Annotated in this window: 16 protein-coding genes; 3 read left to right on the top strand and 13 right to left on the bottom strand. The window is 71.5% G+C overall.

What is annotated here, in order from left to right:
• Nucleotides 1-26 precede the first annotated feature (26 nt).
• Entirely contained in the window at nucleotides 27-1,409 is a 1,383-nt protein-coding gene (locus ACMCNN_RS15575; protein WP_412746927.1) for a hypothetical protein, read from the top strand.
• A gap of 9 nt (nucleotides 1,410-1,418) precedes the next feature.
• On the opposite strand, the gene ACMCNN_RS15570 is transcribed toward ACMCNN_RS15575, so the two are convergent.
• Complete coding sequence (locus ACMCNN_RS15570; protein ID WP_412746926.1) at nucleotides 1,419-2,171, bottom strand: maleylpyruvate isomerase family mycothiol-dependent enzyme; 753 nt, start codon at nucleotides 2,169-2,171, stop codon at nucleotides 1,419-1,421.
• Nucleotides 2,172-2,447: 276 nt separating this feature from the next.
• Between ACMCNN_RS15570 and ACMCNN_RS15565 the strand changes: the two genes are divergently transcribed.
• Complete coding sequence (locus ACMCNN_RS15565; protein WP_412746925.1) at nucleotides 2,448-4,994, top strand: tetratricopeptide repeat protein; 2,547 nt, start codon at nucleotides 2,448-2,450, stop codon at nucleotides 4,992-4,994.
• 15 nt (nucleotides 4,995-5,009) lie between these two features.
• On the opposite strand, the gene ACMCNN_RS15560 is transcribed toward ACMCNN_RS15565, so the two are convergent.
• From ACMCNN_RS15560 to ACMCNN_RS15520, 9 genes are all read right to left on the bottom strand, one after another.
• Complete coding sequence (locus ACMCNN_RS15560; protein WP_412746924.1) at nucleotides 5,010-5,462, bottom strand: hypothetical protein; 453 nt, start codon at nucleotides 5,460-5,462, stop codon at nucleotides 5,010-5,012.
• Nucleotides 5,463-5,478: 16 nt separating this feature from the next.
• Entirely contained in the window at nucleotides 5,479-6,645 is a 1,167-nt protein-coding gene (locus tag ACMCNN_RS15555; RefSeq protein ID WP_412746923.1) for an acyl-CoA dehydrogenase family protein, read from the bottom strand.
• Nucleotides 6,646-6,676: 31 nt separating this feature from the next.
• Nucleotides 6,677-7,714: a YeiH family protein gene (locus ACMCNN_RS15550; protein ID WP_412746922.1), complete on the bottom strand. Its 1,038-nt coding sequence runs from the start codon at nucleotides 7,712-7,714 to the stop codon at nucleotides 6,677-6,679.
• On the bottom strand, nucleotides 7,711-9,264 hold the full coding sequence (locus ACMCNN_RS15545) for a long-chain-fatty-acid--CoA ligase (RefSeq protein ID WP_412746921.1): 1,554 nt from the start codon (nucleotides 9,262-9,264) through the stop codon (nucleotides 7,711-7,713). Before ACMCNN_RS15545 ends, ACMCNN_RS15550 begins: the two co-directional genes overlap by 4 nt.
• Nucleotides 9,261-9,845, bottom strand: coding sequence for an RBBP9/YdeN family alpha/beta hydrolase (locus ACMCNN_RS15540; protein ID WP_412747180.1), 585 nt, complete (start codon nucleotides 9,843-9,845; stop codon nucleotides 9,261-9,263). The genes ACMCNN_RS15545 and ACMCNN_RS15540 overlap by 4 nt, the downstream gene beginning before the upstream one ends.
• A gap of 2 nt (nucleotides 9,846-9,847) precedes the next feature.
• Entirely contained in the window at nucleotides 9,848-11,164 is a 1,317-nt protein-coding gene (locus ACMCNN_RS15535; RefSeq protein ID WP_412746920.1) for an MFS transporter, read from the bottom strand.
• Between the two features lie 103 nt (nucleotides 11,165-11,267).
• A complete protein-coding gene (locus ACMCNN_RS15530) occupies nucleotides 11,268-12,320 on the bottom strand; it encodes a 3-keto-5-aminohexanoate cleavage protein (protein WP_412746919.1) in 1,053 nt (350 codons plus the stop codon).
• Between the two features lie 32 nt (nucleotides 12,321-12,352).
• A complete protein-coding gene (locus ACMCNN_RS15525) occupies nucleotides 12,353-13,258 on the bottom strand; it encodes a TauD/TfdA dioxygenase family protein (RefSeq protein WP_412746918.1) in 906 nt (301 codons plus the stop codon).
• A gap of 21 nt (nucleotides 13,259-13,279) precedes the next feature.
• Entirely contained in the window at nucleotides 13,280-14,266 is a 987-nt protein-coding gene (locus ACMCNN_RS15520; protein ID WP_412746917.1) for a quinone oxidoreductase family protein, read from the bottom strand.
• Between the two features lie 166 nt (nucleotides 14,267-14,432).
• Here ACMCNN_RS15520 and ACMCNN_RS15515 point away from each other — a divergent pair, with 166 nt between their 5' ends.
• On the top strand, nucleotides 14,433-15,446 hold the full coding sequence (locus ACMCNN_RS15515) for an AraC family transcriptional regulator (protein ID WP_412746916.1): 1,014 nt from the start codon (nucleotides 14,433-14,435) through the stop codon (nucleotides 15,444-15,446).
• Here the strand turns inward: ACMCNN_RS15515 and ACMCNN_RS15510 are convergent.
• From ACMCNN_RS15510 to ACMCNN_RS15500, 3 genes are all read right to left on the bottom strand, one after another.
• Nucleotides 15,432-16,727: an MFS transporter gene (locus tag ACMCNN_RS15510; RefSeq protein WP_412746915.1), complete on the bottom strand. Its 1,296-nt coding sequence runs from the start codon at nucleotides 16,725-16,727 to the stop codon at nucleotides 15,432-15,434. The two genes, ACMCNN_RS15515 and ACMCNN_RS15510, sit on opposite strands and share 15 nt — an antisense overlap.
• Before the next feature lie 78 nt (nucleotides 16,728-16,805).
• Entirely contained in the window at nucleotides 16,806-18,104 is a 1,299-nt protein-coding gene (locus ACMCNN_RS15505; protein ID WP_412746914.1) for an MFS transporter, read from the bottom strand.
• Nucleotides 18,105-18,463: 359 nt separating this feature from the next.
• On the bottom strand, nucleotides 18,464-20,062 hold the full coding sequence (locus ACMCNN_RS15500) for a methyl-accepting chemotaxis protein (RefSeq protein ID WP_412746913.1): 1,599 nt from the start codon (nucleotides 20,060-20,062) through the stop codon (nucleotides 18,464-18,466).
• Nucleotides 20,063-20,118 lie beyond the last annotated feature (56 nt).

Here is a 20,118-nt window from a genome sequence, read left to right as displayed (position 1 = left end):
CGGCGTCCCGATACTCTCTCCAGCTCATGACCGCGCCGACCCCCACGGAGCCGCACCAGGCAGCGACTCCTGCCGAGGAGCCCGCAGCGGGGCCCACGCCGCGCGGTAGGGGACGGCTTGCGTGGCGTCCGGTAGCGGCGGTCGCCCTGGTCGTGCTGCTGGCGGGGCTGGCCGTCGCGTTCCTCCGGGGCGGGACGCCGCGAAGCACCCCGCATGCCGATCCGTCGAACGCCGGTGCCCGGACCGCCGCACCGGGTCCGTCTGTCGATCCGGGTGTGCCCGCGACGCCGTTCGACAAGGCGGCCCTGGCGCTGCGCTCGCACGCGGCCGGCCTGGCCGACGGCGACGAGCAGGCCTGGCTGAACGGCGTCGACCCGGGTCAACCAGCGCTCGTGGCCCGCTACCGGGCGTGGTACGCAGCGCTGCGCACTCTCGGCGTCACCACGTTCGAGTACGACCCGCGGATCGGTCCCGCGGGCAGCAAGGACCCGTCCGTTGTCTCCCTGAAGAGCAACGTCTGGTACTGCTTCGGTTCGGACACCTGCAAGGGTGGCGGCGACGCCGACCCGCCCCATGTGGCGCAGATCCTGACCATGAAACCGGTGAACGGCAGGTACGTGATCACCCGGGTGGTCGACGACCGTCCGAGCGACACCTTCACGCCCACGCCCTGGCAGGACGGGCACCTCGTCCTCCGGAAAGGCACGCGGGTCACCCTCGGCGCCGCCCCGAGCGAGGCGCAGTACCTGCCGACACTGCTGCCGCTGGCCGAGAAGGCGGCCGCACACACCGACGCGTTCGCGAACGTGCTGCACGCCCCGCAGCTCAACTACCGCATCTACCTGGCCGGCGAGAAACAGTGGCGCACCTGGTATGGCGGCAACAACGACCGGTGGGTCATCGGGCTGGCCACGCCGATCAACAAGTACGGCATCGACGTCATCGTGCGGGTCCGCGCCATCCCGACAACGGCGGAACTGCAGACCACGCTGCAGCACGAACTGGGCCACGTGGTGACCCTCACCGGCGCGTCGGGGCCGCCCGGGGTCGACGTGCAGTGGCTGGCCGAGGGCATCGCGGAGTACATCGGCCTGTTGCCGCGACGGGCCACCGCCAGCCCCCGCCTGCCCAGCGCGCGGTGGGCGCTGCGCAACCGTCCACTGCGTTCGATGATCCCGAGGGCGCCCGCCAGGGACGCCTCCCTGCGCGCGGGCGACGCCTACTACGGGTTGAGCCACCTCGCTGTCGACTGCATGGCCCGCACGTACGGTCAGGAGAAGATGCTCCGCTTCACCCGGGCCGTACTGACCTGGCAGGAGGGCTACGACGAGGCGGCGCGGGAGGCGTACGGGATCCCGTTCGCGAAGGTCGACAGGACCTGCGTGGCCTGGATCCGTCGCACCGTCTGACCGGCGCCCTCAGAACCGGGAGTTCGCGCACCACCGGGCGATCAGCGCGTCGTCGCCGAGCCGGCTGACGGCGCCCGGCACGGGCCGGCCGTACACGAACAGCAGCAGGTCCGCGGCGTCCGCCCGGACGGTCGCGTGCGCGGTGCCGGCGTCCGGATCGAGGCCGAAGGCGTCGGCGCCCAGCCGCACCGCCCACCGCCGGTCCAGGTCCGCGCACTCGAAGCTGATCACCTCGCCGGCGCCGCGCAGGCCGGACACGTGCGGCGCGAACGGCGTGGCGTACGGCAGGTTGGTCAGGAACTCGTCGACGCCGTCGGCGGCCAGCACGGGGTCGACCCCGGTGGGCCGCCCCACCGCCCGTTCCCCGTCGAGGCGGTGTACCAGGGTCTCCAGCAGCATCCGGCGGACCCAGAACCGGGCGTGCTGGTCGGGGCCCCACGCCCACATGCCCGCGTCCGGGTCGGTGTCGCGCATCACGGCGTCGGCCGCCGCGGCGCCCTCGACCAGCCAGCCCGGGTACTGCGCGGGATCGGCCGGCAGGTCCGGGTCGATCTCGGGCCGGGCGGGCCGCTGGGGGGCCAGATCGCGCAGCAGGACGGTGAACCACCGTTGCAGATTGCCGGTGTGCCGGAGCAGGTCGGCCAGGGTCCAGTCCGGGCAGCCGGGCACCGGGGAGGCCGGGTCGGCGCCGGTGGCGGCCCGGGCGAGCAGCTGCGTCTCCCGCGCGATCGCGGTGCGGTAGGTGACATGGGACAAGCTCATGGCCGCCCGCCTCCCCGTGTACTGGACCGGTCCGCCCGGTCGCGCCTACCGCTGACGGTGCCACCGCCGGCCCCGAGCGCGAACACGCGCCCCGGCGAGTGTGACGGCCACCCCTGCGATCGTGCCGTATTCGCGGCGCTGTGCTTTGACGTGTTTCGAATACCGATTCCGAATTCTGGACACTTTCTTTCCGTCATGAACTTCGATTGCTAACCTCGCTGCGGTCCTGATCGGCCGATCACCCGGAGTGCCGCCATGTCGTCGTCGAATCGGTTTGTGACCTTGCCGGATCCCGGCCGGGAAACGGGCCTGGACGGGCTCATCGAATGCCTGCGGGCGTTGAAGACATGGGCCGGAAACCCGTCCTATGAAACGATCACCGGCCGGGTCAATGCCGAGCGGGCAGTGGGGGAGCAGGTGGGCCGGACCACCGTGGTCGACTGTTTCCGCCTCGGCCGGCGCCGCCTCGACAGTGACCTGGTCAGCGCGGTCGTCATCGCGTTGCACCCCGACCCCGGATATGTCAACCAATGGCGCCAGGCGTTGCGTGTGATCACCGGCGAGGTCCGGGCCGCCGCGCAGGTGCGCGTACAGGACGTCCTCCCGCGGGACCTGCCGACCTTCACGGGCCGGGAATCCGAACTGGCGCGTATCCGCGACGCACTGGACACCGCCGGACCGGCGGGCGCAACGGTGGCGATCTCCGCATTGGAGGGAATGGCGGGTGCGGGCAAGACACAACTCGCGGTGCACCTGGCGCACCGGCTCATCCGCGACGAACCGTTCGATCATGTCCTGTTCGTGAACCTGCGCGGATTCCACCCCGACCCCGCCCAACCGCCCGCGGATCCGACCGCGGTGCTGGACGGATTCCTGCGCCTGCTCGGGGTGCCCGGCCAGCAGATCCCGCACCGGTTCGAGGACCGGATCACCCTCTACCGGCAGCGGCTGAGCGGTCGCCGCGCCCTCCTGGTGCTGGACAACGCCGCCGACGAGGACCAGGTCGGCCCGCTGCTGCCGGAGGCGCCCGGCTGCGTCACGCTGATCACCAGCCGGCGCAACCTCGCCGGTCTGCGGCACGCCGCCCGGTTCGCGGTCGACGTGTTCACCCCGGACGAGTCGCAGCGGTTCCTCACCGACGCCATCACCGGCATCCCGGTGGACGACGATCCGGGTGCGGCCGCCCGCATCGCCGACCGGTGCGGCCACCTGCCGCTGGCCCTCGCGCTGCTGGCCGGGCACCTGCGCACGAAGACCGGGTGGACGCTGGCCGACCACGCCGCCTGGCTCGACGAACGCCACGGCGGCCGGCGACTCGACACCGGCGTCGAGTTGGCCCTCGACGTGTCCTACCGCAACCTGCCCGCCGCCGAGCAACGCCTGCTGCGCGCGCTCGCGCTGCACCCCGGCCAGGACGTCGACCTGCACGCCGCGGCCGCCCTCAACGACACGGACCTGGCCGCCACCGCGGACCTGCTGGAGACGCTGTCCGCCCACCATCTCGTGCAGGGCATCGCCGCCCACCGGTACGGCCTGCACGACCTCGTCCGCGCCTACGCCGCCGCCCGCGCGGCCGACGAGGACCGGCGCGCCGACCGCCGTGCCGCCCTCACCCGGCTCCTGGACCACTATCTCGCCGCCGCGAACGCCGCCACGACCCGCCTCGACCCGGCCGAGGCGGACCGGCTGCCGCCCCCACCCGCCTCGCCGACACCCCTGCCCGACCTCACCGACCCCGCCCAGTGGCTCGACACCGAACGCACCAACCTCGTCGCGGCCGCCGCGTACGCCGCCCACCACGACCGGCCCGGCGATGCCGTCGCGTTCAGTGCCGCCCTGCACCGCTACTTCGTGGCGCGCGGCCACCAGCACGAGGCGCTCACCGTGCACGGCTTCGCGGCCCGCTGCGCCCGCGACAGCGGTGACGTTCCCGCAGAGGCCGCGGCCACCCTCCGGACCGCCACCACCCTGGTGCTCAGCGGGCAGGTCGAGGCGGCGCTGGCGCCGCTCACCCGTGCCCGGCGGTTGTTCCTGCGCGCCGGCGACGAATCCGGCCAGGGCAGCAGCCTCAACACGCTCGGCATCGTCAAGATGCGTCTCGGCAAGTACGACGAGGCCGCCGCCCACCTGCGCGAGTCGGTGGAGCTGCACCGCCGCTGCGACGACATGCTCGGACTGAACAAGGCCCTGACGAACCTCGCGTGCCTGGAGATCGACATGGGCCGCGACGCCGAGGCGGTCCCGCACTTCGAGGAATCCCTCCACCTCTGCGAGGTGAGCGGCGACGAGCCGGGCGTGGCGATCACGTTGTGCAACATGGGTGGTGCCGAGGCGCGGATCGGCCACCACGACCGAGCGCAGGCGCACCTGACCCAGGCCCTGCGGATGTCACGGGAGCTGGGCATCCTGTCCGTCGAGGGGTCCACCCTCGACTTTCTCGGCATCCTGCACACCCGGCGGGGTGAGATCGACCGAGCGGTCGCCTGCCACCGCGAGGCGATGGTGATCTGCAAGCGGGTGGGTCACCGGTACGGCGAGCTGGGCGTGCACAACGGTCTCGGCGAGGCGGCCAACGCGGCGGGCCGCCACGACGAGGCGATCGCCGAGCACACCGCGGCGTACGAACTCGCCCAGCAGTCCGACGTGCGGGACCTGGAACAGCAGGCCCGGGCGCAGCTGGGCCTGGGCGTGGCGCGCCAGGCACTCGGCGAGCGCGACCTGGCCCGCTGCCACTACGAACGCGCCCGTGAGCTGTGGGCCGACATGAACCCGTCGATGGCCGACCGGATGACCGCCGCCCTGAACGGGCTCGACCGGGACTGATCCGGCGGCGTGGCGTTACCGCAGCAGGCTGCCGAGCCGGGCGGCGGCCGTGCCGTCTCCCGCGGCAAGCGCCTGCTGGCACACGTTCGCGGCCTCGGCCACGCGGCCCTGCCGGGCGAGCAGGTCCACGAGCCGCCGGCGGGCGCGCTTCTCGCCGTCGGCGGCCGCCTCGCGCCACAGCCGTTCAGCGGTGCTCAGCTCACCGCGCTGCTCCATGAGCACCGCGAGGTGGATGCGGGCCAGCGAGTCACCGGCCTCGACGGCCGCCCGCCAGATGTGCTCGACGTCGCGGTCGCGGCCGAGCCGCTCCAGCAGCCCGACGAGCCGGAACCGGGCGAACCGCGCCAGCTGGTCCGGGCCGTCGAGGGCGCCGCGCCACAGCTGCTCCACCTCCGCCAGCCGCCCGGACTCCTCCAGGCGGTCGGCCTGCCGCGACAGGGTGAGCGGGTCGGTGATCGTACTGGTCATCGCCGTTCCTCCGGGCCTAGGCTCCGCCGCGGGCCAGCAGGTGACGCGCCATCACGACCCGCTGGATCTGGTTGGTGCCCTCGTAAATCTGGGTGATCTTGGCGTCGCGCATCATGCGCTCGGCCGGGAAGTCCTGCGTGTAGCCGTATCCGCCGAGCAACTGCACCGCGTCGGTGGTGACCCGCATCGCCACGTCCGAGGCGTGACACTTCGCGGCCGCTCCGAAGAACGACAGGTCCTCCTCGTTGCGCTCGGACTTGGCGGCGGCCACGTACACCAGCTGCCGCGCCGATTCCAGCGCCATCGCCATGTCGGCCAGCATGAACTGGATGCCCTGGAAGTCGGCGATCCGCTTGCCGAACTGCGCGCGTTCGCGGACGTAGTCCAGGGCGCAGTCCAGCGCGCCCTGGGCGATGCCGACCGCCTGGGCGCCGATGGTGACCCGCGTGTGGTCCAGGGTCCGCAGGGCGATCTTCAGGCCTTCGCCGGGTGCGCCGATGATGCGGTCCGCCGGGATCCGTACGTCGTCGAAGTGCAGCTCGCGGGTCGGCGATCCCTTGATGCCGAGCTTGCGTTCCTTCTCGCCGAAGGAGAAGCCGGGGTCGGACTTCTCCACGATGAACGCGCTGATGTTGGCGCCGCGCCGCCCGTCGGGATCGGTCACGGCCAGCACGGTGTAGTACTCGGAGAAGCCCGCGTTGGTGATCCACGACTTCTGCCCGTTGAGGATCCACTCGTCGCCGACCAGCTTGGCCCTGGTGCTCATCGACGCGGTGTCGCTGCCGGCCTCCCGCTCGGACAGGCCGTACGAGAACGCCGCCTCGCCGCGGGCCAGCGGGGCGAGATACCTGTGCTTCAGCTCCTCCGAGCCGCCGAGCATCAGCGGGAGGCTGCCGAGCTTGTTGCAGCCGGGGATCAGCGACGACGTGGCGCAGACCCGCGCCACCTCCTCGATCACGATGCAGGTCGCCAGGGCGTCCGCGCCCACGCCGCCGTACTCCTCGGGGACGTGCGGGGCGTGGAAGTCGGTCGCCACCAGGGCGTCGTACGCGGCCTGCGGGAAGGTGGCCGTCTGATCCACCTCGGCCGCGTGCGGGGCGATCTTGTCCTCGGCGACCGCGCGTACCGCCTCCCGCAGGGCCTCGTGGTCCTCGGAGATCCGGAACAGGTCGAAGGTGCTCATAGGTGGTCTTCCCATCAGAGTCTGGGCGGAGTCAGCCGTGGACGAAGAGCAGGGTGGCGCCGAGCGCGACGCCGGTGACGAAGAGCGTGGAGACGGCGCCGAGCGCGATCGCGCCCGGGCTGCGGCGTACCAGGGAGGCCAGGTGCACACTGGCGCCCATCCCGAACAGGGCCGCGCCGAGGGCGGTGATCTGCAGGACCCGGATCCAGTCGAGCGCCACCTGGGGCACGACGCCGGTGCTGCGTACGGCGGCGCAGGCGAGGAAGCCGAGGACGAACAGCGGCACCAGCGGCGGGCGCTTGACCCCCGCGCCGGTCAGCGGCGAGCGGAGCCGCTTCACGACGCTGACCCCGGCCACCACCGGCGCCAGCAGCAGTACCCGGGTGAGCTTCACGACGACCGCGACCGTGACGACCGCGGCGCCCGCCGGGCTGGCGGCGGCGACGACCTGGCCGACCTCGTGCACGCCCACGCCGGTCCATACGCCGTACTGGACGCCGCTGAGGCCGAGCGGTCCGCGCAGCAGCGGGTACGCGACCAGCGCGACCGTGCCGAACAGCGTGATCATCGCGATGGCGGCGGTCACGTCCTCGTCGTCGGCGCCCGCGGTGTCCTCCATGGCGGCGATGGCCGACGCACCGCAGATCGCGACGCCGGTGCCGATCAGCAGGCTGCGCGCCCCGCCCAGCTTCATCCGGTTGCCGAGCCACGTGGTGAACAGCAGCGTCGACAGCAGCGTGCCGGCCACGATGGCGATCACCGGTGCCCCCAGCGCCAGGATCGCGCCGATCGACACGGAGAACCCGAGCAGCATCACCCCGGCCCGCAGCAGCCGCTTGGTCAGGTGGCCGAGCGCGGCCCGGCACCGGCCGGGCAGGATCCGCAGGTTCGCGGCGGCGACCCCGAGCGCGACCGCCCAGGTGAGGATGCCCACCGCGGGTACGAGATGGCTGAGCAGGAACGCGCCACCGAGGCCCGCCGCGGCGGCCACCAGGCCGGGGATCAGGGTGGTGGCCGGGCGCTGGCGGGGGGTGACCGGAACGGCGACGTCGACGTTCGTGGCGGTCATCGTCCGGCCAGCTCCCGCTTGAGGATCTTGCCGGTCGCTGTCATCGGCAGGGACTCGACGAACTCGACGATGCGCGGGTACTTGTACGCGGCCATGTTCTCCCGGCACCAGGCGATCAGCTCGTCCTCGGTGATCTCACCGCTGCGGATGACGAACGCCTTGACCTCCTCGCCGTGGGTGTCGTGCGGCACCCCGACGACGGCGACCAGCGAGACGGCCGGGTGCGTCAGCAGCACCTCCTCGATCTCCCGCGGGTACACGTTGAAGCCACCGCGGATGACCATGTCCTTGGCCCTGTCGACGATGTAGTAGAAGCCGTCGGCGTCACGCCGCGCCAGGTCGCCGGTACGGAACCAGCCGTCCCGCATCACCTCGGCGGTCGCCTCGGGCCGGTTGTAGTAGCCCTTCATGATGTTGTGCCCCCGGATGGCTATCTCGCCGACCTCGTCGGTGCCCTCGATCGTCTTCCACTCGGGGTCGATCAGCTTCACCTCGACGCCCCAGATCGGTACGCCGATCGAACCGGGCCGCGGGTCGCGCTCCGGGTCGCTGAACGTGGCCACCGGCGAGGTCTCGGACAGGCCGTACCCCTCCAGGATCTGGACCCCGAACCGCTCCTTGAACTGCTTGATGATCTCCACCGGCAGCGAGGCGCCACCGGAGGCGGCCACCCGCATGTTGCGGGCGATCTCCGCGACGTCGACGCCGTCGTGCAGCGCGCCGAGCAGGCCCCAGTACATCGTGGGCACCCCGGCGAAGAAGGTGATCTTCTCCCGCTGCAGCAGCTCCACGGCCTGGTCCGCCTGGAAGCGCGGCAGCAGCACCAGCGTGGACGCGACAGAGATGCCCGCGTTCATCTGCACGGTCGAGCCGAACGAGTGGAACAGCGGCAGCGTGATCAGGTGCCGCTCGTGCGCGGTGGCCAGCGAGCCGAACAGGCGGTTGGAGGTGAGCGCGTTGAACACCAGGTTCGCGTGCGACAGCTCGGCGCCCTTCGGCTGCCCGGTGGTGCCGCTGGTGTACAGGATCACCGCGGTGTCGGTCTCGCTCGTGCCGACCGTGGTGAACGTCGCGGGCTGCCCGTCGAGCGCCTGCCCCAGCGTCTGGACGCCGTCGATCGGCGACGCGGCGGCCGGGTCGGCCGTGATGAGGAAGAAGTGCTCGCACTCCGGCGTCTGCTGGAAACCGGCGTGGCCCTCGGCGCCCATCGGCAGGTCCGCGGTGCCCTCGAAGCAGACGTACGCCCTGGCCTGCGAGTCGGCCAGATGGTAGGCGACCTCGCGGCCCTTGAGCAGCACGTTCAGCGGCACCACCACGGCGCCCGCCTTGAGGATGCCGTAGTAGACGATCGGGAACTGCGGCAGGTTCGGGCAGGACAGCGCGACCTTGTCACCCGGCTGCACCCCGCGGTCGGCCAGCAGGGCGGCGACCTGGTTGGCGGCGGCGTCGAGCTGGGCGTACGTCAGCCGGGTGGCGCCCAGCACGACGGCGTCGCGGCCGGGGTGCCGGCGGGCGCTGTCCTCCAGCAGGGTGGCCAGGTTGAGGGTCATCGCGGGACCTCCACGGTGCACAGTTCGGTGATCAGGGGTTCGGCCTGCGGCCAGTCGCCGTAGCCGGACGCGGGGTTGAGGTGGCCGACCGGGCCGATCTCCTCGATCCGGCTGCCCCACGCGGCGGCCATCGCCCGCACCCGTACCGGGTCGCCGAGCGTGTCGTTACTGCTCAGCGCGACGATGCTGGGGAACGGCAGCGGCTTGAGCGGGATCGGCAGCCAGCCCAGCCCGGCCAGAGTGGCCAGAGACGGGTACTCCGGCGGCAGCTCGGCGGTCAGGTCGGGTGGGGTGGCCAGCAGGGCGCCCCGGATGCGTCCGGGCATCGACTCGGCGTGCCGGGCGGCCCAGTGGATGGTCGTGATGACCCCGCCGCTGTGCGCGACGATCACCACGGGCCCGTCGGCGGACTCGATCGCCTGGTGCAGGTCCACGACCCGCTCGTCGAGGCTCGGGTTCTGGCGGCCGAGCGGCGGCACGGGCCGTACGTTCGGCGTGGCCGCGGCGAGCCGGGTCTGCCAGTGTTCCTCGACGTGCCCGCGGAGCCCGGGCACCGTGACGATCACGGTGCCCGGTTCCATCGTCACGCGGCCCTTTCGGCCGCGGCGTCGAGCTTGCGGATGCTGGACGGGTATGCCTGCCGTCCCGCGATGAGCAGGACGATCGCGGCGACGGCCACCAGCGGGACGTACTTCATGGCGGTCTCCAGGCCGTACTTGTCGGCCAGGACACCGGTCACGAGCGGCCCGGCCGCCAGTCCGAGCACGTTGTTGAAGAAGGTGTACGTGCCGAACGCGGTGGCCCGGATCGACTCGTGGGTCAGCCGCGCCACCATGGCACCGGTCGGTCCGGTCGTGCCACCGGCGAAGAAGCAGCCGACCGCCAGCAGCAGCATCTGCAGCCCGCCCGGCTTGACCGAGAAGCCCGCGGCGAGGAAGACCACGGTCACCGCGGAGAAGGTGATGGCCGTCGTCCACTTGTTGATCGGGGCCTTCCTGCCGGCCCGGTCCGAGATCACACCGCAGACGATCATGCCGATGCCCATGATCAGGATGAACACCGCAGCCACCTTCGCCGCCTTCGCGGGAAGCATGTCGTAGCCCCGGTTGAAGTAGCTCGGCAGCCACGCGAACAGCGAACCGGCGATGAACAGCTGCAGGCCGCCGCCGAAGTAGGCCAGCACCACCGAGGGCGTGGAGAACAGCGTGGAGAGCTTGGCCCGTCCCTGCCCACCGGCCAGCTTCGGCCCGGTGTCGGCCGCGTCGTCGATCTTGTGGGCGGCCAGCTTGCGGTCGCTGACGAGGACCCAGTACAGCAGTGCCAGCACCATGCCGAAGACGCCCATCACGGTGAACGCGGCGCGCCAGCCGTACTGGGCCGCGAGCGCGCCGCCGAGCGCGACGCCCAGCACGGAGCCGAACGAACCGCCGGCCATGAACGCGCCGGTCAGCGAGGCCCGCTTGCTGGCCGCGAAGACCGCCAGCACGACCGCGAGACCGACGCTGCCGTACGCGGCCTCGCCCACGCCGATGAGCAGCCGGGCGGTCAGCAGGTGACCGAAACCGGCGGCGAGCGCGCAGCCGATCGTGGCGACACTCCAGACCACGGCCATGAGGACGACCGATTTCGACCGGCCCCAGCGGTCGCCGACCAGCGACAGCGGTACGGCCAGGATCCCGACCGTCAGAGCGACAACGCTGGTCAGCGTGCCCAGCTGGGTGTCGGTGAGCCCCCACTCCTGCTTCAGGAACGGGAAGACCGCCGAGAGGACCTGCCGGGACATGTAGTCCGACAGCAGCAGTCCGAAGGTGAGCGTGAAGACGACCCACGGGAAGATCCGGCGGGTACGGGCGAGGGGTGTAGCGGGGGCGGTGACACCTGCACTGACTTGCATGGCCATGGGTCGCTCCAAGGAGATGAGCCGAGTGGGGGTGAGGGGGTGGCCTTGGGGAGGAGCGCGCGTGGGGTGCGGATGACCGCACCCCACGCGGAACGGTGAAGCGTCAGGAGTGGAACGTGAAGCCCAGCTGGCCGGGCTTGCGGTTCGGCGGGAAGCCGAGCTTGGCGAGCGCCTCGTCGGCGCTGTCCCAGTACTCGCCGATCTTGTAGATGTCGCGGGCTTCCTTGCCATCGGCCACCTTGCGGCCGAGCTCATCGGCGATTCGGACGAGCTTCTCGACCTGACGTACGGAGGTCATCTTCTCGCCCTTGAGGCCCCAGAGGGTGTCCTCGTTGCCGCAGCGGGTGTGCAGGCCCATCGCGATCGCCATCGTGTTGATCGGCAGCACGGCCCGCATGATCGATTCCAGGGTGAGGATCGCGCCGTCCGGGACCCGGCGGATGAACTCCATCATGTTGTAGGGGTTGGGACCGTCGAACCCGCCACCGATCGAGACCCAGGTGACGTTCAGCGGTCCGGTGTAGACGCCGCGGCGGACGAGCCGCTCCACGGTCTCCAGCTGGGCGACGTTGGCCAGCTGGAAGTGCGGCTGGATGCCGGCGGCACGCAGTCGCTTCAGGTGCTCCTCGACCCAGGCCGGTTCGGCCGGGACGACCATGTTGCGGAACGCCTCGTGCAGGGCGGGCCGCTCGAACGAGGTGCCGGCGATGTCGTCGGCGGTCATCAACTCCACGATGTTCATCTGGTTGGTGTTGATGGCGATGGTGACCTGGTCGGGCGCCGGGTCCAGCGTGGTCAGCAGGTGCCGGGCCTCGTCCTCCAGCCACTTGGCCGCTTCACCGTCGTTCTCCGGGGTGAAGGAGATCGAACCGCCGATCTGCAGGATCATGTCCGGCACGGCCTCGCGGATGCGGCCGAGCAGCTCGTTGAACATCGACATCCGCTTCGAGCCCTTGCCGTTCAGCTCGCGGACGTGGATGTGCAGCACGGTGGCACCGGCGTTGTAGCAGTCGATCGCGGCCTGGACCTGCTCGTCCATGGTGACCGGGATGTCCTCGGGGAAGTCGCCCGGCTCCCATTCGGGACCGTAGGGAGCGGCGGTGATGACCAGCTTCTCCTGGGTCTCGGGCCACAGCGAGTCGTCGAGGAAATGCATGGGGGAGTCTCCTAACCGGGGGTGGTGGTGAATCAGAACGTCTTGTCGCCGATGACCCCGGCGCGTTCCATCTTTCGGACGGCGGGCCAGTAGTCCTGGACGGCGTAGTGCTGGGTGTTGCGGTTGTCCCAGATCGCGAAGCTGTTCGGCGTCCAGCGCCAGCGCACCTGGTACTCGGGGACGGCCGCCTGGCGGATCAGGTAATTGAGCAGCTCGCTCGCGCCGGGGGCGTAGTCGAAACCGAACCGCACGTTCCTCGGCGTGTGGAAGTTCGTGAAGTGTGTGGTGAACGCGTTGACGAACAGCACCTTCTCGCCGGTCTCCGGGTGGGTGCGGACCACCGGGTGCTCGGCGTCGGGGAAACGCTCGTGCAGGGCGAGCCGCTGCTCGGTCGGCATGTTGGCGCCGAACGACGCCTCGATGCTGTGCCGCGCCCGCAGCCCCTCGATGCGCGCCTTCACGTCCTCGGGCAGCCGCCGGTACGCCTCGGCCATGTTCACCCAGATCGTGTCGCCGCCGACCGGGGGACCCTCGACGCAGCGCAGCACGCAGCCCATCGGCGGTGCCTCCCGCCACGTCGCGTCGCAGTGGTACGCGTTCTCGTAGTGCTCCGCCGGGCTGTCCAGGTCCTTGTAGATGCGCACGAGGCCCGGGTGGTCGGGGTCGCTGCCGGCCACCGGGTGGTCCTCCAGCGACCCGAACCGCTCGGCCAGCGCCACGTGCTCGGCGCGGCTGATGTCCTGGTCGCGGACGAACAGCACCTTGTGCTTCAACAGCAACGCCTTCAGCTCGGCGAACTTCTCGTCGCTGCGCGCCACCTCGCCGAGGTTGACGTTGCGCAGCTCGGCGCCGATGTGCACGGTCAGGGGATGCGCCTCGATGGAGCCCGCGGGCAGCGTGACGTCCGGCCGGGTGTCCTGGTCGATGATGTCGGTCATGGGGGGTCTCCCAACGTGGTGTCAGTTGCCTGCTTCGAGGCTGAAGACTGAGGAGCCGATGCTGCGGCCGGCTTCCAGGTCCCGGTGGGCCTGGACGGCGTCCTCCAGCGCGTACCGCTGATTGATCTCGATCGTGATGCGGCCGGACGCGACGTGGTCGAAGAGCTCGCCGGCGAGCTCGGCCCGTTCGGTCTCGTCGGCGATGTAGTCGGCCAGCGCGGGGCGGGTCACGAACAGCGATCCCTTGACCGCCAGCTGCATCGCGTCGATCGGGGGGATGGGGCCGCTGGCCGTGCCGAAGCAGACCAGCAGCCCCCGCCGCCGGAGCGAGTCCAGCGACTGCGCGAAGGTCGTGGCCCCGATGCTGTCGTAAACCACCGGCACCCCGTGGCCGTCGGTGAGTTCACGCACCCGGGCCGCGATGTCCTCGCGCGAGTACACGATGGTGTGGGTGCAGCCGTGGCGGCGGGCCACCTCGGCCTTCTCGTCGCTGGACACCGTGCCGATGACGGTGATGCCCAGCAGCTTGGCCCACTGGCAGAAGATCAGGCCCACGCCGCCCGCGGCCGCGTGCAGCAGGACGGTGTCGCCCGCCTTGAGCGGCGCGATCCGGCGCAACAGGTAGGAGGTCGTCAGGCCGCGCATGGTCATGGCGGCGGCGGTCTCGAAGCCGATGGCGTCCGGCAGCTTGATCAGCGGCGCCACGGACATCACCCGCTCGGTGCTGTACGCGCCCAGCGGGCTGCCGGTGTAGGTGACCCGGTCGCCCTCGCGGAAGCCGGTGACTCCGGGGCCGACCGCCTCGATGACTCCGGCCGCTTCCACTCCCATCCCGGCGGGCAGGGCGGCGGGGTAGAGGCCGCTGCGGAAGTACGTGTCGGCGAAGTTCAGTCCGACGGCCATGTGCCGTACCCGGACCTCACCGGTGCCGGGCTCGCCCACCTCGACCGACTCCCACCGCATGACCTCCGGGCCACCGGCCGAGTAGAAGCGAATTGCCTTCGCCACGAGCTGCCTCCTCACGAAGCGGCGGGAGGACCCCGCCGATGCATTTGCGCGGGGTCCCTATCGACCACGGGGGCCGTGATGGAGGCAACAGTAGGCGTGATTACTACCACATGCTTTACTCCTTGGGACAGATTTCTTACCCCTCGGGGACATTGGGCAGGGTGTTTTGAAACCATCTATCCGGTATGCGTCACTAAGTGGCTACCTGCAGCTCACCCAGTCGCTGGGCGCTGATCCGGCCGCCCTGATGCGCGCTGTCGACCTCGACCCGGCCGACCTGGCGACCCCCGAGAAATGGGTGCCCGTGGTGCGGGTCGCGCGGCTGCTGGAGATGTCGGCGCGGGCATGCGGCCACGCCGACTTCGGGCTGCGCCTCGCCGAATTCCGCCGGCTGTCCACGCTCGGCCCGCTCAGCGTGGTCCTGCGCGGCGAGCCCACACTGCGCGACGCGCTGGGCCTGCTGATGCGCTACGAGCACAGCTACAACGAGGCGCTGCGGATCCGGGTCGCCGAGACCGAGGGGCTGGCGACCATCCGGCTGTGGTTCGAGATGGGCGAACCCGCCCCGTCCACACAGGCCGAGCAACTCGCCATGGGAGCCCTGTACGGCATCATCCGCGAGGTGCTCGGCCCGTCGTGGCAGCCCCTGTCCGCGTGCTTCACGGACGCCGCCCCGCCGGACACCGCCACCCACACCAGGATGCTCGGCGGCCGGGTGCACTTCGGCCACAGCTTCACCGGCCTGGTGCTGTACGGCAGGGACCTCGACGCACCGAACGTGCTGGCCGGCCCCGATTCCGGCACCCACATCGACGAGCTGCTGGCCGCGCTGGCCGCACCCCGCGGCGCGCCCGCCGCGGACCGGGTCCGCGACCTCGTGGAGATGCTGCTGCCGACCGGTCGGTGCGGCGTCGACGAGGTCGCCCGCACCATGGGCATGGACCGGCGGACGCTGCACCGGCATCTGGCCGCGACGGGGGAGACGTTCAGCTCCATCGTGGACTCCGTACGCGCCGGGCTGGCCGAGCGGTACCTGTCCCTCGAGCGTTACCGGCTCACCGAGATCTCCATCCTGCTGGGCTTCGCCGCGCCCAGCGCGTTCTCCCGGTGGTTCCGCCAGCACTTCGGCGAGAGCCCCCGCCAGTGGCGCGCGCGCCGGGCGGACCTACCGGCCACCTAGGCCCATGCGCGGTGCGCCGGTGGCCGGGCCCGGATGGGGGGTGTGGACAGCGCCGGCGCACATCCGCCCGAGGCTGGCCGGGTAGGTGCTCCGGCCGGTCAGCAGCGCGGCGATGGCGGCCACCGCGGCCAACGGCACGAAACGCATCGCGGTCTGCAAGCCCAGCCGGTCGGCGAGCACACCGGTCAGCAGCGGACCCGCGGCCAGCCCGAGCACGTTGTTGAACAGGGCGAGCATGCCGAACGCGGTTGCCCGGACGGACTCGGCGGTCAGGCGGGCGACCACCGCGCCGCAGGGGCCCGTCGTGCCGGCCGCCCAGAAGCAGCCCACCGCGAGCACCAGCAACTGCAGCCCGCCGGGGCGCATGAGGAAACCGGCGCCGAGAAAGACCAGTGACAGTGCGGACATCACGGCCGCCGCACTCCATATCCTCTGCGGCCGGTCCCGGCTGACCCGGTCGCCGATCAGTCCGCCGCCGATCATGCCGGCGCCGAGGATGAGGATGAGCAGCGCCGCCACCCCGGCCGCGCGCGCGGGCGCCATCCCGTGCACGCGGTGCAGGTAGCTGGGCAACCACGCGATGAGCGTGGCGGCGACGAACAACTGGGTGCCGCTGGCGAGGTAGGCCATCACCACCGACGGGGTGGAGAACAACGTGGCCAGCCCGGCGCGCCGCGGCCACGCCACCGCGCCGACCGCTGCCACCCGGTGCGCCCGCACGCCGTCCTCACTGACCAGGACGGCGTACAGGGCCGCGAGTGCCAGGCCGAAGGCACCCATCGCGGCGAGTGCCCAGCGCCATCCGAACTGGGCCGCGATCGCCCCACCGACCGCCACGCCGACGACGCCGCCGAACGCGCCGCCGGCCGTGAACGCGCCGGCCAGCGACGCGCGCCGGGTCGCGGGGAACACGGAGAGCACCACGGCGAGCCCGACACTCGTGTACGCCGCCTCGCCCACGCCGACGAGAACGCGTGCGGCCATCAACTGCCCGAAGGTGGCCGCGAACGCCGAGCCGACGGTGGCGAGGCTCCAACCGACCGCCATGATCAGGACCGCACGGACCCGCCCCCACCAGTCGCCGAGCATCGACAGCGGCACGGCGAGGACGCCGACCATCAGCGCCACGACGCTCGTGAGGCTGCCCAGCTGGGTGTCCGTCAGCTGCCAGTCCGCCTTCAGGTACGGGAAGACGGCGGCGAGCACCTGGCGGGACATGTAGTCCGACAGCAGCAGTCCGAAGGTGAGCAGGAAGACCACCTGCGGAAAGTGTCGCGACACCCACGAACCGGGGGACGGCCGGGAACGGGCACGCGTGCCCTGTGTCGCCGCCATGCCGCCCCCCAGCGGGTCGGGCCGTTACTGGTGCCCGCTGGGCACAACAGGGGTCGCCTGCGCGGCCGTCTCCACGCGACCGGTCGCATCGTCGTGGGCTGCCTCGATCGCCCACGACCGGAGGTCCGCCGGGTACAGCAGGCGCCCGGCCACGAAGGCGACGATGGGCACCACCGCGAATACCGGGATGATGCGCAGCGCGCTCTCCAGGCCCATCCGGTCGGCGATCATCCCGGTGACGATCGGGCCGAGGGCCAGCCCGAGCACGTTGTTGGACGTGGTCAGGAAGCCGAACGCGGTGGCCCGGATGGACTCGTGGGTCAGGTGGGCCACCACGGCGCCCATCGGGCCGTTGGTCGCCCCGACGAAGAAGAAGCCGGCGGCGAGCACCAGCAGCTGCGCCGTATCCGGGGCCATCGCGAAGCCGGCGGTGAGGAAGACCAGTGCCAGCGCCGAATAGACCGCCGCAGTCGTCCACGGACGGAACGGGTGACGCCGGCTGACCCGGTCGGCGATGAAGCCGCATGCCATCATGCCGATCGACATGACGAGGATCAGCAGCGCGGCGACCCCGGCCGCGCTGCGCGGCGCCATCCCGTGTGCGCGGTTGAGGTAGCTCGGCACCCACACCACCATCGAGGCCGCAACGAACAGTTGCATGCCGCTGGCGAAGTACGCCACCACCATGGACGGCTTGGCGAACAGCGTGCCGATCCCGGCGCGTCGTTGGCCCGTGGTCAGCCGCGGCGTGATGCCGACCTCGGTGACCCGGTGCGCGCGGAGGCTGCGGTCGGTGATCAGCACGGCGTACAGGGAAGCGAGCACCAGACCGAGGACACCCATCGCGGCGAACGTCCAGCGCCAGCCGAACTGCGCGGCCATGGCGCCGCCGAGTGCGACACCCAGGACCGCGCCGAGCGAGCCGCCCGACATGAACGTCGCGGCCAGCGTCGCGCGACGGGACCGGGGGAACACGGACACCACCACCGCGAGGCCGACACTCGTGTACGCCGCCTCACCGATGCCCATGACAGCGCGGGCGGCGAACATCTGCCCGTAGCCGGCGGCGAGCGCGGAGCCGATGGTCGCGACGCTCCAGAGCAGCGCCATCGCGACGATCGCCCGAGCGCGCCCCCACCGGTCGCCGAGGATCGACAACGGGACGGCCAGCACGCCGACCATCAGGGACACGATGCTCGTCAGGACGCCGAGCTGCGTGTCGGTCAGCCCCCAGCCGGACTTCAGGTACGGGAAGATCGCGGCCAGCACCTGCCGGGACATGTAGTCCGACAGCATCAGCGCGAACGTCAGCGTGAAGACCACCAACGGAAAGTGCCGCGATACCCGGGATTCGTGCCACGGCGGCGCCAACACGTCTGCTCCTGCTGTTACGGCCATGGTGTGCTCCCTCGACAGTCGGATGGGTCGCCACGCACGGCGGTATCGATGCAGGTGAGCCGTGACAGTCACGGCGGTGGTCGCCGGAAGGCGGCGGCAGGGGTGCGATCTACGGTGTCCGGGTCGTCACCCGCGCTGAGATAAGGCACCAGCTTACTGCCGCGACTCCGTGCTGCAGCCGCCTTCGCGAAACGCGCGCGATCCCGGACAGCACAGCGCCGCCACGGCTGGAAGCCATGGCGGCGCACTGCATCATGCCGTCCCCACGGGACGGCGCTGGGGGATCAGTCGAGGCGGAACTCCCGGACGAGGTTGCGCAGCTGGACCGCCAGCCGGGCCAGGTCGGTGGCGGCGTTCTGCGTCTCGCCCGCGCCGATCCGGGTCAGCGACGCATCCTGCATCACGGCCTGGAGCTCGCCGGAGATGCCGTCGACCGCGGTGACCGCCTGGGACACGCTGTCCGTGATCTCGGTCGTGGCCCGGGTCTGGTCCTCGACCGCGATGCCGATGACGTCCTGGGTGCCGTTGATGTCACCGACGATCCGGGCCACCTCGGCGGTGGCCTGGCGCATCGCCTGCGAGTCGCGCTGGATCGCGTCGATGCGCCGGGAGATGTCCTCGGTGGCGGCGGCGGTCTCCCGAGCCAGGTCCTTGACCTCCCCGGCGACCACCGCGAAGCCCTTGCCGTACTCACCGGCCCGGGCCGCCTCGATGGTGGCGTTCAGGGCCAGCAGGTTGGTCTGCTCGGCGATCGAGTTGATCAGCTTCACCACGTCGCCGATCTCGGCACTCGACGTGTCGAGCTGCTCGGCCAGGCGGCCCGAGGTCTCCGCGGCCGCCGCGGCGTCGGCGGTGATCCGCCGGGCGTCCGTCGTCCGGGCGGCGATTTCGCCGATCGAGTCGCTGATCCGGCCCACCCCGGAGGCGGCCGAGCCGACGACGGTGTGCACCGTCCCGGCCGCCGCGGCCAGGTTGTCCGTCCGGGCCACCGTCGCCTGCGCGCCGTCGGTGAGGCTCGCGCTGGTCGCGTGCAGCTCCTCGGAGGCGCTGCTCAGGGTCGCGGCGGCCTCGTCGAGGTCCAGAACGGCCGAGCGGACGTTGTCCGTGGCGCGGCCCATCGCGACCGTCAGCTCGGTCAGCTCGTCGGAGCCGGTGATCCGCGGGTGGACCGACAGGTCCTTGGCGGCGATGGCGTTGGCCACCTGCAGGCAGTCCGCCAGGCGGCGGCCGATGTGCCGGGCCAGCAACACGGCGGAGCCGAGCAGCAGGACCGCGGCCAGCACGCTGGCGGCGATCGTCAGGGTACGGGCGGAGCTCTGCACCGCCTTGGCGTCGAGGCGCGCCTGCTGCGACTCGGCCGCGATGGCCGCCTCCACCGGCTTCAGGGCGCCGACCAGGGCGTCGGAGGCGTTCTGGAAGGCGGGCAGCGCCGCCCGCGCCTTGTCCTGCGAGGGGTCGGTGACCCCGAGGTTGGCCAAACTCACCAGCCGCTGGCTCAGGGTGATCAGCTGCTCGACCTTGTCGTCGAGGCCGGCGGACGCCTGGCGGACAGAGGCCGGCGTCGTGTCGGCGTGCAGGGCACCGATGCTGTCCCGCAGCGTCGTGGCGTCACCGCCGAGCCGGTCCAGCGCCGCCCGGCGCTGTTCGGCCGTGCGGGCCACCATCGCGGACAGCACGTCGCCGCGCAGCACGGCCTGGGCGGCGGCCACCGCCCGGTCGGCGCGTTCCGCGTCCGTGGCGCGCTGCAACCGCTCCTGCGCCTGCTGCTGCTGGGCCGCGGCCAGCAGCCCGATCCCGCCCACGGCGAGGACCAGGATCAGTCCGGCAACGGCGAGCGCGACGATCTTCCGGCCCAGGGTCAGCCGTGGCAGTGCCCGAAACATGAACTCCCCCAACTCGTGTTTCTTCACCCCTTCGAATCGGTAGGTCTGAGCATTTC

The organism is Krasilnikovia sp. MM14-A1004, assembly GCF_047159485.1.
GTDB lineage: Bacteria > Actinomycetota > Actinomycetes > Mycobacteriales > Micromonosporaceae > Actinoplanes.
The sequence above is the reverse complement of the archived record's forward strand: the minus strand, read 5'-3'. Positions and strand labels throughout refer to the sequence as shown.

Bases quoted from the DNA above. Each gene is read 5' to 3' on its own strand.
- ACMCNN_RS15575 (WP_412746927.1), top strand. From the start codon at position 27: ATGACCGCGCCGACCCCCACGGAGCCGCACCAGGCAGCGACTCCTGCC.
- ACMCNN_RS15570 (WP_412746926.1), bottom strand. From the start codon at position 2,171: ATGAGCTTGTCCCATGTCACCTACCGCACCGCGATCGCGCGGGAGACG.
- ACMCNN_RS15560 (WP_412746924.1), bottom strand. From the start codon at position 5,462: ATGACCAGTACGATCACCGACCCGCTCACCCTGTCGCGGCAGGCCGAC.
- ACMCNN_RS15555 (WP_412746923.1), bottom strand. From the start codon at position 6,645: ATGAGCACCTTCGACCTGTTCCGGATCTCCGAGGACCACGAGGCCCTG.
- ACMCNN_RS15550 (WP_412746922.1), bottom strand. From the start codon at position 7,714: ATGACCGCCACGAACGTCGACGTCGCCGTTCCGGTCACCCCCCGCCAG.
- ACMCNN_RS15545 (WP_412746921.1), bottom strand. From the start codon at position 9,264: ATGACCCTCAACCTGGCCACCCTGCTGGAGGACAGCGCCCGCCGGCAC.
- ACMCNN_RS15540 (WP_412747180.1), bottom strand. From the start codon at position 9,845: ATGGAACCGGGCACCGTGATCGTCACGGTGCCCGGGCTCCGCGGGCAC.
- ACMCNN_RS15535 (WP_412746920.1), bottom strand. From the start codon at position 11,164: ATGGCCATGCAAGTCAGTGCAGGTGTCACCGCCCCCGCTACACCCCTC.
- ACMCNN_RS15530 (WP_412746919.1), bottom strand. From the start codon at position 12,320: ATGCATTTCCTCGACGACTCGCTGTGGCCCGAGACCCAGGAGAAGCTG.
- ACMCNN_RS15525 (WP_412746918.1), bottom strand. From the start codon at position 13,258: ATGACCGACATCATCGACCAGGACACCCGGCCGGACGTCACGCTGCCC.
- ACMCNN_RS15500 (WP_412746913.1), bottom strand. From the start codon at position 20,062: ATGTTTCGGGCACTGCCACGGCTGACCCTGGGCCGGAAGATCGTCGCG.